8 protein-coding genes are annotated in these 12,410 nt (G+C 74.1%); 1 reads left to right on the top strand and 7 read right to left on the bottom strand.

From position 1 onward, the window contains the following. Positions 1–771: 771 nt before the first annotated feature. Both QSK31_RS15795 and QSK31_RS15790 read right to left on the bottom strand, forming a co-directional pair. Complete coding sequence (locus tag QSK31_RS15795; RefSeq protein ID WP_285684658.1) at positions 772–1,857, bottom strand: protein-L-isoaspartate O-methyltransferase family protein; 1,086 nt, start codon at positions 1,855–1,857, stop codon at positions 772–774. Between the two features lie 4 nt (positions 1,858–1,861). Further along, the gene (locus QSK31_RS15790) at positions 1,862–3,043 is read right to left on the bottom strand and encodes a phosphotransferase family protein (RefSeq protein ID WP_285684656.1); all 1,182 of its coding nucleotides are present in this window, start codon (positions 3,041–3,043) and stop codon (positions 1,862–1,864) included. Between the two features lie 59 nt (positions 3,044–3,102). Here QSK31_RS15790 and QSK31_RS15785 point away from each other — a divergent pair, with 59 nt between their 5' ends. Next, on the top strand, positions 3,103–3,825 hold the full coding sequence (locus tag QSK31_RS15785; protein WP_285684654.1) for a transglutaminase-like domain-containing protein: 723 nt from the start codon (positions 3,103–3,105) through the stop codon (positions 3,823–3,825). 14 nt (positions 3,826–3,839) lie between these two features. Here the strand turns inward: QSK31_RS15785 and QSK31_RS15780 are convergent, their stop codons facing one another. From QSK31_RS15780 to aceB, 5 genes are all read right to left on the bottom strand, one after another. Beyond that, complete coding sequence (locus tag QSK31_RS15780) at positions 3,840–6,854, bottom strand: hypothetical protein (protein ID WP_285684653.1); 3,015 nt, start codon at positions 6,852–6,854, stop codon at positions 3,840–3,842. A 382-nt stretch (positions 6,855–7,236) separates the two neighbouring features. After that, on the bottom strand, positions 7,237–8,244 hold the full coding sequence (alc, locus tag QSK31_RS15775) for an allantoicase (protein WP_285684651.1): 1,008 nt from the start codon (positions 8,242–8,244) through the stop codon (positions 7,237–7,239). Then, complete coding sequence (gene allB, locus QSK31_RS15770) at positions 8,244–9,551, bottom strand: allantoinase AllB (protein ID WP_285684649.1); 1,308 nt, start codon at positions 9,549–9,551, stop codon at positions 8,244–8,246. Before allB ends, alc begins: the two co-directional genes overlap by 1 nt. Then, a complete protein-coding gene (locus QSK31_RS15765; RefSeq protein ID WP_285684648.1) occupies positions 9,551–10,687 on the bottom strand; it encodes a DUF6986 family protein in 1,137 nt (378 codons plus the stop codon). The genes allB and QSK31_RS15765 overlap by 1 nt, the downstream gene beginning before the upstream one ends. A gap of 66 nt (positions 10,688–10,753) precedes the next feature. Continuing rightward, on the bottom strand, positions 10,754–12,283 hold the full coding sequence (aceB, locus tag QSK31_RS15760) for a malate synthase A (protein WP_285684646.1): 1,530 nt from the start codon (positions 12,281–12,283) through the stop codon (positions 10,754–10,756). Between the last annotated feature and the right edge of the window lie 127 nt (positions 12,284–12,410).

The following is a 12,410-nucleotide window of genomic DNA, read 5'->3' as shown; positions in this document are numbered from 1 at the left end:
GGGCCGGGCTTGCCAGGCCCCCGGGTGCCCACTCACCCTCACTGCCGCCACTCGCGGCCAGCGCGGGCCGGGCCGGGCTTGCCAGGCCCCCGGGTGCCCACTCACCCTCACTGCCGCCACTCGCGGCCAGCGCGGGCCGGGCCGGGCTTGCCAGGCCCCCGGGTGCCCACTCACCCTCACTGCCGCCACTCGCGGCCGTGGGTGGGCGCCGGTGGTAGGAGCAGGCGCGAGTGGTAGACCCGGCACGCAGTGGTGGGTCAGGGCGGTATCCGGGACCGAATGCCGCGCTGAGCTACCACGGTCCGCGGGCGTGGTAGCTGGGAGCGGTCAGTCGGTGCCGGATAGCGCCCCGTCCTACCACCGGCCGCCCGGGTGCGGGCGGCGCGCAAGGGCCGGGCCGGCCGTCAACACCGCAGCCGCCTCGAGCTACCACTACCGTGCCCGGCTACCACCACCACCGTGCCCGGCTACCACTACCGTGCCCGGCCACCACCGCAAGCGGCGGCAGCGACGGTGAGCGGGCACCCGGCGGCCTGGCAAGCCCAGCCTGCTCCGTACCGGGCGCGAGTGGCGGCAGTGAGGGTGAGCGGGCACCCGGGCGCCTGGCAAGCCCAGCCCGCTCCGCGCTGAGCGCAAACGGCCGCAACGACCGCGAGCAGGCACCCGGGCGCCTCACAAACCGGCCCGACCCCGCACGCAGCGGAAACACCAGCAGCAGCACCACCACCACCACGCATCAGAAAGGTCGGCACCACCGGCACCGTGAACGATCTACAGGCTCCAGTTGGCCGGGACCCAGATCGGGGCGTCGGGCTGCCCGGCCAGCGCCAGCGTGACGCGCCACTCCCGCATCGGGGGCCGGCCCTCGGCGTCCCAGCGGCGGAGGATGTCGCCGGCGTCCTGGGCGAGGGCGCGGTCGCCCGTGGTGAGGACCTCGCCGTCGGGTGGGATGGCGGCGCCGCCGGTGCGGGTGTCGTCGAGGAGGACCAGGCAGGAGTGTTCGACGCCGGGGACGGCCGCGTGGGTGGCGCGGCGGTGCCAGACACCGGCGGCGTACCAGAGGTCGCGGTAGGCGAGGGCGCCCAGCGGCGGGTCGAAGCGCGGGCCGCTCGCCGGGGTCAGCGGGCCGAGCTCGCCGGTGGCGGCGGGTGACGGGTGCGCGAACTGGTGGGCCGCGGTCAGCGGGCCGGACGCGCTCATGAAGCCGGACGGGCAGATCACGTCGGCGGTCACCGGGCCGGCCGCCGCGCCCCGGACGGCCAGCACGGGGTGGGTGCCGGCATGTTCGACCGGCACCACGGCCAGGCCGCCGGGGTCGAGCTGGTTGAGCCAGCGCGGGGACAGCCCGGCGACGCCGACGGTGACGATCACCCGGTCGAAGCGGTGACCGGGCGCTCCGGCGTACCCGTCACCGGTCTGGACCTGGACCCCGGCGACACCGAGACCGTCGAGGGCGGCCGCGGCCCGCGCCGCGACGTCTTCCTGCGCGTCGACGCTGACCACCGTCGCGCCGAGCGCGGCCAGCAGCGCGGCGTTGTAGCCGGTGCCGGCGCCGATCTCCAGGACCCGGTGGCCGGGCCGCACGTCCAGCGCGTCGAGCATGATCGCCATCAGGGACGGCTGGCTGGACGAGCTGACCGGCGTCCTCCCGTCGACCTTGGTGACCAGCACGTCGTCGCGGTGGACGAGGTCGAGGAAGTCGCGGTCGCCGGGTGACACCCAGCCGCCGCCGGGGCGCTGGAAGCCGGCCGTGACGAACGCCTCGCGGGGCACGGTGGCGAACGCGGCGGCGAGTTCGTCGGTCAGCGGGGCGCCGTTCGCGCGGATCTGCTCGACGTACCGCGCGCGCCGGTTCATCCGGTCACCGTACGGCGGCCACTGCCGCGGCGAGGCCTTCCGGTACGTCGGCCGAGTGATACGGGTGTTCCGACGGCTCGATGCGGGCCAGGAAGCCGGCGTAGATGACGGCCCGGCGCAGGTGGAAGATCGGGCGCATCAGCTCGGCGGCGAGGTGCGGGTCGCTGTCCGGCCGGACGGTACGCCAGCGCAGCGCCCATGCCGCGGTCAGCGACTCGGCCTCGGAGCCGGGCAGGCCCTGGGTGAGCCGGAGGATGTCGTCGGCGGGGTGCCCGACGGTGGCGTCGCCCCAGTCCATGATCACCGGCGGTCCGGCGCCGATCCGGGCGTTGCCGGGGTGCAGGTCGCCGTGCACGATCGTGTCGGGCATCCGGCAGGCGGCGATCTGCTCGAGCCGCCGGGGCAGGTCGTCGACGAGTTCGCGGAGTCCCTCGACGGTGTCCAGGTGGTCGGCGGCGACCCGGGCGAACGGCGCGACCGCGAGCCGGGCGTCGGGCATGCCGACGGCGAGCAGGTCCTCGACCCGGCCCGCGAAGTGTTCCTGCACGGGATGCCACTCGGCGGCGATCTCGCCGCGCACCTCGGCGCCGGCGCCGAAGCCGTCCTCGCCGGGCACATGCGCGAGCAGCATCCGGCCCTGGGCGCCGGCGGCGAGCAGCGGCGGCACCAGTCCGGGCGCGACCCCGGCGACCAGGCCGAGGACGGCCGGTTCGTGGGCGAAGAACTCGGGCACCTGTTTGAGCCAGGCGACCGGGGCGCCGGCCACGTCGAGCCGCCAGACGGCGGACAGGTTCCACGTCTTGCGCTGGACGGCGACCGCGTTGGCGGTGCCCATGGCCTCGAGCGCGCCGATCGCCCAGCGGGTGGAGGCGGCGGGGCCGCCGGGTTCCGCGTACGGGGCGCGGTGCGGCTGCGGCGACAGGTCGGGGTCGGCGGGCTCGACCGGGATCGGCGGCGACCCGGCCAGCTGGGCGAGGTAGGTGACCGTGCCCCCGCCGGTGGCCGCGGTCGCGCCGGCGGCGCTGAGCAGCCGCAGCACCTGAACCTCCACGCCGTAGCGGCGGCGCGCGCCGGCCACCACCTCCTCGACCTCCGGCCACCAGGGCACGGACACGTCGAACGGCGGCAGCGCGCCCAGCGGAACCCCGAGCGTGTCGAGCAGTACCAGTTTCACAGTGCGACCCACGACCGAGACCGTAACGTGTGCGACGTTTCCGCGCGTGGCCCACCGGATACCGTTTCGGCGTGGATTCCGCTGAGGTCGGCTGCCGACTGGTCTTCGACGTGACGTCGCCCGCCGAGATCGCCCTGAAGATCGAGGCGCGGGGGGCGTCCTCGTCGTCGCTGACGACCTCCTGCGACGGGTTCCCGTTCCTGCCGGTGGGGCGGGTGGTCGTGGAGTACCGCGCGACGGGCTTCTCGCCCGAGCCGGTCGTCACGGACCGGTTGGAGGCGTTGCTGCCCAGCCGCTACTGCCCGTCGGACCGGCTGGGCGGGTTCGCGGCGACGATGTTCGGCGGCTCGGACGATCCGGTGCGGGCCGTCACCGCCTGGGTCTTCGAGCACCTCACCTACCAGGTGGGCTCGAGCGGCCCGTCGACCGACGCGATCGACACGCTGCTGTCGGCGTCCGGGGTGTGCCGGGACTACGCGCATCTGACGGCCACGCTGTGCCGGGCGTTGAACATCCCGGCCCGGGTGGCGGCCGTCTACGCGCCCGGGCTGTCGCCGATGGACTTCCACCTGGTCGTGGAGACGCTGCTGGACGGCGAGTGGCGGGTGTGGGACTCGACCCGGCTGGCGCCGCGGCAGACCCTGATCCGGATCGCGACCGGGCGGGACGCGGCGGATGTCGCGTTCGCCACCACGCTGTCCGGGGCGCTGACCCTGCCGGAGCTGGAGATCTTCGCGGTGGCGGCGGGCGACCTGCCGTTCGACGACCACACGTCGCTGGTCACGCTGCCCTGATCAGGTTGCCCTGATCAGGTTGCCCTGACGGCCCGGTTCCACAGCGCCTGCCAGCCGTGCGGCATCCACTCCGGCGGCACGGTCAGGCGGCCGCGCGGCACCGGGCGGCCGGCGAGTTCCCGGGCGTCGTCGCGGGCGGCCACCCACGGCGCGCGGTTGACCAGGCGCGGCTCCGGGCGTACCTCGTCGCCGACACCGAGCGCGGTCGCGGCCAGGGCCATCGCGCACAGCTCCGGCACCTCCGGGTCCTCGGCGAGGTGCCGGGCCAGAGCGGGGTCACCGGCGGCGATCAGCCGGCCCAGCGACGCGCGCACCCGCACGGCCACCAGGTCGACGGCGCGGGCCGTGCGTACCTCGGGAACCCGGGCCAGCGGCCGCAGCGCACCCTGCAGCGGCCGGTCCTGGGCGAGCGGTGCCAGCCGCGGCGGCATGCGGCGCAGGGCGGCGGCGAGCGGACGGGCGGCGGTGCCGTGCCACAGCTCACGCAGCGTCAGTCCGTCGGGCTCGCCTCTCGGGCCGCCCAACGCGCCTCTGGAGCCGCTCAGCACGCGGCGGCACGCCTCGTCGAGCTCGTCGGCGGAGGCGCGGCGCAGGGCGATCACGGCCTCGGTGCCGCGGGCGCGCGGTGGGTCGGTCATGGCATGAGCCAGGCGTACGAGCTCAGGAGCGCGAACGCCACCCAGCTTGCGGCGGAGCACCGGCCCGGCCTCACCGCTGATCCGCTCGGCGGGCGTCGGCCGGCGCACCGTCCGCATCGGACGGTCCCCCGGCGGCGGCAGGTCCGGGCTCTCCGCCGGGACGTGCACCGGCGGCGGCGCGACCAGGGTCGCCACCCAGGCCCGGACGGCGGCCTCCCGCGCCGGGTCGGGGTCGGCGTTGAAACGCGCCTTGATCTCGTAGACACGCCAGCCGCCGTACCGCCGCCGCAGGTCGACGTTCAGCACGATGCGCCGGTCCCGGTCCCGCAGCGCGATCACGATGCTGCGCCCCTGCCCCGTCTCCTCGGCGTAGTGGCGGCCGCTCAGGCAGTTGCCCATGTACGCGCTCCAGGACGCGAGCTGCCGCGGGCTGGTGGCGACCTCCACCCGCAGCCCGGTGCCCGGCACGATGGTCCCGTCGATGGCGGCCAGCACCTCGGGCACGGGCAGTTCGCCGGACAGCGCCTCGGCCACACCCGCCGACCGGTAGAGGCCGTCGACCAGCTCGGCCCAGGTGCGCGGCCGGTCCGGCACGACACCCCCGATCTCGGCGAGCTGGGCGGCGGAGGTCACGGCGGCGGTTATCGACGCGTACGACGGGAAGAGCGGCCGTGGCTCGTCACCCGCGTCCGGGTGGACCTCGGGGATCGGCTCGTCGTAGTCGACCCGGGCGCGCGTGTGACCGTGCAGCCGGGCAACCTGATCGGCGAGCTCGGCCATCCACAGGAAGTCGTCGATCCGCTCGATCTCGCCCGGCGCCCGGCCCGGTTCGGCGGCGAGCCGGTCGGCCAGCGGGACGCGGTTCTGGGCGGTGCCGCCCCACTCGGCGAACGGATCGGGCTGTCCCCACCCGGCAACCCGGTCGGGCGAGAGGTGACCGGCGGCGGCCCGCCACGCGGTCATCGGTTTGGCGCCCCACTGCCGCAGCTCGTCGGTCGCGTTCCGGTCGATCGAGCGCGCCTCGTCCTCGAAGAACTCCCGCAGCTCCTCGATCAGGATCGTGCCCCAGTCGCGGGCGTGGTCGATGCGCTCGGCGATGAAGTTCGCCTTCTTCCGGGTGAGCTCGCCGTCCAGCTTCCTGACGATCTCCCGCACCCACCCGGCCGGCCGCGAACCGAGCCCGCTGGGCCGCCGGCTCATCGAGATCTCGTTGTCCGACAGCATCGCGGAGACCACCCGCAGAGCCTCACCGTCAGCGGCCAGCGCCGCCGCCAGCCCCTCGCTCGCGGCGGCTTCCGCGACCCGGCCGAGCATCGTCGCGGCCAGCGAATCCTCGAACAGCCGCCGAGCCTTCTCCACCCACCCGTAGGGCGGAAAGGTGTATCGGGCGAGCTGCCCCGGCCGCGGCTTGCCGGACAGGTGCACCCACTGCATCGCGGACGCGTCGTCGTGCTCGTGGTAGCGCTGGCGCAGCTTGCCGAGGTCCCCGTTCTGCGACCGGCGCAACCACTCGACGACGCCGGCACGCACCCGATGGGCGCAGACCGCCTGCCACAGGTCGATCAGCAGGGTGAGCCGCCGGGGCCCCGGCACGGTCGCGGTGAGCCGGCGCAGGTGCGCGGAGACGTCCGAGGCGAGGCCCGGCCCGAACGGGTCGATGCCGTCCGAGACGCGGCCCGCCCCGAACGGGCCGCGGTTGTCCCAGGCGCGGCCCGGCCCGAACACGTGGCCTCCGTCCGACGCGCGGCCGTCCGAGGCGCGGCCATCTGCGGCACGGTCGTCTGCGGCACGGCCGTCTGTGACACCGCCGCCAGTGGCGCGGGCCGAGCCGGACCGGTCGCGGCCGTCCGGCGCGGTCAGGGCCAGCAACTGCTCGACCTGCTCCGGCCCGAGCACGTCACTGGCCGCGGCCGCGAACCGCAGGGCCGACCAGCGCCCGTCGGCCACGGCGGCGGTGGCGGCGGCCCCGACCCGCCGGGTGGCTCGCGGCCCGAACAGCGCGGTGACGATCGCCTCGCGGGAACCCAGCGCGGACAGGTCGGTGGTGAGCGCGGCGAGCATCGCGTCCCGCCGGTCGCCGCGGCCACCCGCCAGCAGCGCCGACCGGAAGCCATGACCCAGATCGGCGTCCGCCCCGGCGGCGAGCCGCCCACCCGCGGAGACCAGGTTGGCCAGAGCGGTGACGGCCGCCCGGATCTCGTCCGGCGTGGCCCCGGCCGCGCCGAGCGCGACCGGGGCGCCGGGCGGGGTACGGTCGCCGGCCACACCACCGCGGGCAGCGTGCCCACCCGCGGGATGCTCGCCGAGCGCGACCGGGTCGCCGGCCGGACCCGCGAGCCAGAGCCCGCGCCCGGCCGGCGGCACCACACCGCCTGCCAAACGACCATTCACGCAGTCGATGATGACGCCCCTCCCGAGGCGACCCAACCGATTTCCCGCGCGTGACCTTCCAGTGGACGGCCGGTCCGACCACCTGACCTTCCGTTCGCGCGTCCGGTGGAAGGACCGGGCGCCGCCAGCAAGGCCGTCCGCGCTGACCGCCGCGGACGCGGCCCGGCCCCGGAACTAGGTGACTGGTGTTAACGCGTTCATCGCGGTCGGTGATCGACAAAACATGGCTGTGTCGGCAGCTCGGCGCCAAACGGAGGCCGCCGAGGGTCAGGTCGACCCTTCGGCGAGGCGCGAACCCGCCTTTAACACCAGTCACCTAGGTCTCGTGGATCAGCCAGGGCTGCGGCGTGGCCCAGCACTTGGCTGATCCACGAGACACGAGCTAGCGCAGCGACTCGAAGCGGGCGCGCAAGGCCGCCGCGCCGGACGGGTCGGGGCGGCCGTGCAGGCGGAGGCGGGCCATGCCCCCGTCCGGGTAGATGTCGAGGCGTACGTGGGTGGCCGCCCTCTCGGACGCCACCCGGAAGCGGTGCGGGGTGTCCGGTGCGAGGGGCACCGGCTCGAGCAGGTCGAACCAGTCGGTCGGGTCGTCGGCCGAGCCGGCGCGGGTGTCGACGCCGCGCAGGGACGCACGGCCGGGCGCGTTGCCCTTGAAGTGGCTGGTGTCCAGGTCGGCGAGGGACAGCACGGCCGGCGCGGCGAGCTGGACGGTCACCCAGTCGTTGGCCTGGTCGCGACGGCGGGAGGTTTCCCAGCCGTCGCCCATCGAGAGGGCCAGGCCGGGCATCAGCATGTTGCCGGGGTGGCCGTAGAACATGTTGCTGCACGCGGTCACCCGGCCGCCGTGCTGCGCCGCGGCCACGTCGAAGACCTCGGGCAGCAGGTCAAGATCGGGGACCACTTCGCCGTGTACGCGCAGCCGCGCCACCCCGCCGTCCGGGTAGATGGTCAGCCGTACGTGCGTGAAGCGCCGCGGGTTGTCCACGGTGAACAGGTTCTGGGTGTCGCCGCTGAGCGCCGAGCGGGAGACGAGCGGCGTCCACGTGGCGGCCTTCAGCTGCGCCGCGTCGGGGTAGCCGGGCAGCGAGCATCCGTCGACCGACGCGTACGGCGGGAAGTTGCCGGTGAAGAACGAGGTGTCCACGTCGATGCCGCGGATCACGCCGGGAGCGCCGAGCCGGATGATCACCCAGTCGTGCCCGGGTTCGCGGCGCCGCCGGGTCTCCCAGCCGTCGTACACCTGGCCGCGGTGGTCGAACGTGCGCGGCGCGTGTGTCGGCTGTGCCGGTGACAGCAGGTGGTCGGCGGCGGCGAAGAACTCGTCGTTGACCGCGACCACCCCGCCGCCGAACGCGCGTGACGCCAGGTCGATGTCCAGGTTGTCGTCCATCAGGGCTCCCGGGTGAGGAACTGGCCGTGGGGTGTGTCGCCGGTGACCGGGCGGCCGCGCAGCCATGTCGTCCGCACGGCGCCGGTCAGGGTCTGGCCGGCGTACGGCGTGATCGGGTTGCGGTGGTGCAGGGCTGCCGGGTCGACGACGAGGGTCGCGTCCGGCGCGAAGGCGACCAGGTCGGCGTCGGCGCCCACGGCGAGCCGGCCTTTGCGGGACAGCCCGACCAGGTCGGCGGGGCGGCGGGCCATCCAGGAGACGACGTCGGCGAGGGTGTGGCCGCGGGCGCGGGCCGCCGTCCAGATCACCGGCAGGCCGAGTTGCACGGACGCGATGCCGCCCCAGGCGGCCGCGAAGTCGCCGGTGTCCTGGCGTTTGAGGTCGGGCGTGCACGGCGAGTGGTCGCTGACCACGCAGGTGATCAGGCCGTCGGCGAGTGCCGCCCAGAGCAGGTCGGCGTTGGCGGACTCGCGGATCGGCGGGCAGCATTTGTACTCGGTGGCGCCGGCCGGGATGTGTTCGGCCGCGAGGGTCAGGTAGTGCGGGCAGGTCTCCGCGGTGACCCGGACGCCGGCGGCGCGGGCCTGACGGATGAGCGGCAGCGCACCGGCCGCGGAGAGGTGCAGGATGTGGACGTGCGAGCCGGCGGCCCGGGCGGCGGCGATGGCGTTCTGGACGGCGGCGTGCTCCGCGTCGGGCGGGCGTGAGGCCAGGAAATCCGTGTAGTTCGACGAGGAGGCGGCCTCGTGCAGATGGTAGGGATCTTCCGCGTGGACGACGAACAACGCGTCCACTGCGGACAGAGCCCCCGAGAGCTGCGAAGGGGTGACGGGCGGGAACTCGGGCACACCGGAGTCGGCCAGGAACGCCTTGAAGCCGAACACCCCGGCGTCGTGCAGGCCCGGCAGTGAGCCGGCGTTGCCGGGGATCGCGCCGCCCCAGAAGCCGACGTCCACGTGGCACTGCCCGGTGGCCGCGGTTTGTTTGACGCGCAGGGCGTCGGCGTCCACGGTGGGCGGCAGGCTGTTGAGCGGCATGTCGATGATCGTGGTGACGCCCCCGGCCGCCGCGGCCCGGGTGGCGGTGGCGAAGCCCTCCCACTCGGTGCGGCCGGGCTCGTTGACGTGCACGTGCGTGTCGACCAGGCCGGGCAGCAGCGCGTCGTCGCCCAGGTCGTGTTCCTCGGCCGCGTCGAGCACGGCGTCGTAGCCGGCCACCTCGACGATGACGCCCTCGCGCACCGCGACGGCGGCCGGCCGCTCCCCCTCGGCGGTGACGGCCCGGCGGGACCGGATGACGAGGTCCATCATGTGAGGCTCACCAACTCCGCACGGGGGAAGCCGACGTCGGTCAGGGCACCGCAGTCGAGGCCGCGCAGCAGGAAGCCGGCCAGCGCCCGGGCCGTGGCGGGCTCGTCGGCGATGCCGCCGGACTGCCGGTCGAGGTAGCGGCGCAGCCTGGTGACCGCGGCGTCGCGGCCGTCGGCGTAGAAGCCGTAGACCGCCGCGTAGCGGGTGGGCAGCTGTGCCGGGTGCAGGTCCCAGCCCTGGTAGAAGCCTCGTTCCAGGGAACGCCGGACCAGCCGGTGGTGCAGCTCCCACGCCGCGCGGATCTCGGCGGGGGAACCCACCGGCAGCACGTTGGTGGAACCGTCGCTGAGACGCACGCCGGTCTGCGCGGCGGCGGCCTGCATCACCGCCTTGGCGTGGTCCGCCGCGGGGTGATCCATCGACTGGTACGCGGCCGCGACCCCGGCCGCCGCGCTGTAGTCGTACGTGCCGAAGTGCAACCCGCTGCAGCGCCCTTCCGCCGCCGTGATGAGCCGCGCGACCGTGGCCGCACCGTCCGCCCCGAGCACCGCCGCGGGCAGCTCCACCTGGATCTCGAAGTGCAGCGACGTCCCGTACGCCCGATCGAGCTTGTCGCAGAGCGCAACCATCGCCGTGACCTGCGCCGGACCGCTCACCTTGGGCAACGTGATCGTGAACGGCTCGCCGTAGGAGGTCAGGAAGAGATCGAGGCTCCGCAGCGCCCGCCGCCGGGTGGCCGCTTCCAGGGATTTGACGCGGATGCCGGCGAACGGCACCCGGATCCCCTCGTGCAGCGCGGCGGCGGCCGACTTGACCGCCGCGTCCTCGGTGGCGTCGTCGCGGACCCCGTACCCGTCCTCCAGATCGACCCGCAGATCCTCGATGGGCTCCGCGCGCAGCTTGGCCTCGACCTGGCCGGCGTGGCCGAACGGCCAGTCCTGGCCGTGGAAGGCCGCCAGGGCGCCGGCCCGCCACACGTCGACCAGGTCGGGCGTGACCTGGTCGGCGGGCACGTAGACGGTGTGCACCGGCTGCCGCCCGGCACGATCGCCGGGATAGCGCGCGGCAAGAAACGCGTCGTGCGCGGTCAGCGAAGAGTCGATCTCCTGGTAGTCGTCGTCGGTCAGGCGCATCAGTCGGTCCCGCGGAGGTCGGTCGGGCGCATCAGTCGACCTCGCGGAAGTCGTCGGTCAGGCGCATCAGTCGATGCTGTCGTATGCCGCGATGGTGAGGAAGTCGGCGAAGTCGTCGGCGAGCGCGACCCGTTCGAAGAGCTTGCGAGCGTCGTCGAAGCGGTTGCCCGGTCCCGGTGCGATCTTGGCGAGTTCCTCGTCCTCGATCCGCTGGACCAGCTCCGCGGTGATCGGGGTGCCGTCGGGCAGCGTGACACCGTTGTGGATCCACTGCCAGATCTGCGAACGGGAGATCTCGGCGGTGGCGGCGTCCTCCATCAGGTTGTTGATCGCCACCGCGCCGTTGCCGCGCAGCCACGCCTCGAGGTATTGCAAACCGACCGACACGTTGCCGCGCAGTCCGTCCTCGGTCACCGCGCCGGGGGTGGCGGCCACGTCCAGCAGTTGCCCGGCGGTCACCGACACGTCGTCGCGGCGGCGCTCGACCTGGTTGGGCCGGTCGCCGAGGACGCTGTCGAAGATCTCGGTGCAGAGGGGTACGAGGTCGGGATGCGCCACCCAGGACCCGTCGAAGCCGTCGCCCGCCTCGCGTTCCTTGTCCTCGCGCACCTTGCCCAGCGCCACCTCGTTCACCGCCGGGTCACGCCGGGACGGGATGAACGCGGCCATGCCGCCCATCGCGAACGCCCCGCGCTTGTGGCAGGTCGAGACCAGCAGCTCCGTGTACGCGCGCATGAACGGCGCCGTCATCGTCACCGACGCGCGGTCCGGCAGCACCATCGACGGGTTGTCCCGGAAGTACTTGATGATGCTGAACAGGTAGTCCCAGCGCCCGGCGTTCAGCCCGGAGATGTGCGGCCGCAGCGCGTGCAGGATCTCGTCCATCTCGAAGGCGGCCGGGATCGTCTCGATGAGCACGGTCGCGCGGATCGTGCCGACCGGGATGCCCAGCGTCTCCTGCGCGTACGTGAAGACGTCGTTCCACAGGGCCGCCTCTTTGTGCGACTCCATCTTGGGCAGGTAGAAATACGGACCCGCGCCGCGCTCCAGCAGCTCCGCGGCGTTGTGGAAGAAGTAGAGCCCGAAGTCGACCAGCGCGCCGACGGCCGGCTCGCCGTCGACCGTCAGGTGCCGCTCGTCGAGGTGCCAGCCGCGGGGACGCATGACGATCGTGGGGTACGGGCCGCCGTTCAGCTCGTACGTCTTCTTGTCGGTCTCGAGCGTCACGGTGCGGCGGATGGCGTCGTGGAGATTTTGCTGGCCGTCGACCACGTTGGCCCAGTGCGGGGTGTTCGCGTCCTCCAGGTCGGCCAGCCACACCTTGGCACCGGAGTTGAGCGCGTTGATCGTCATCTTCCGCTCGGTCGGACCGGTGATCTCCACCCGCCGGTCGGTGAGCGCGGGCGGCGCGGCCGGCACCGTCCAGTCGCCGGCCCGGATCTCGGCGGTCTCCGGCAGGAAGTCCAGGCGCGCGCCGGCGGCGATCGATGCCCGGCGCTCGGCGCGGGCGGCCAGCAGCTCGTTGCGGCGCGGCCGGAACCGCCTGTTCAGGTCCTCGACGAACGCCACGGCCTCGGCGGACAGGATCTCGGTCACGACTGACGGCTCCCCTCGCGGACTGCACCTCTCTCCACACCGTAGTGGGAAAAACCGGGAGCGGCCCGTCCTGTGGAAAACGCCCGCAGCGGCCTCCGCGAGACCGAGGTCTCTGGGGATGCGGAGG

It is taken from the genome of Actinoplanes sp. NBRC 103695, assembly GCF_030269485.1.
In the GTDB taxonomy this organism is placed as follows: Bacteria; Actinomycetota; Actinomycetes; order Mycobacteriales; family Micromonosporaceae; genus Actinoplanes.
Note: the sequence above shows the minus strand (reverse complement) of the source record. Positions and strands in the feature narration are given on the sequence as shown.

What these genes read in the sequence shown, in the direction of transcription:
- QSK31_RS15795 (WP_285684658.1), bottom strand. Translation starts at nt 1,857, where the DNA reads ATGAACCGGCGCGCGCGGTACGTCGAGCAGATCCGCGCGAACGGCGCC.
- alc (WP_285684651.1), bottom strand. Translation starts at nt 8,244, where the DNA reads ATGGACGACAACCTGGACATCGACCTGGCGTCACGCGCGTTCGGCGGC.
- allB (WP_285684649.1), bottom strand. Translation starts at nt 9,551, where the DNA reads ATGGACCTCGTCATCCGGTCCCGCCGGGCCGTCACCGCCGAGGGGGAG.
- QSK31_RS15765 (WP_285684648.1), bottom strand. Translation starts at nt 10,687, where the DNA reads ATGCGCCTGACCGACGACGACTACCAGGAGATCGACTCTTCGCTGACC.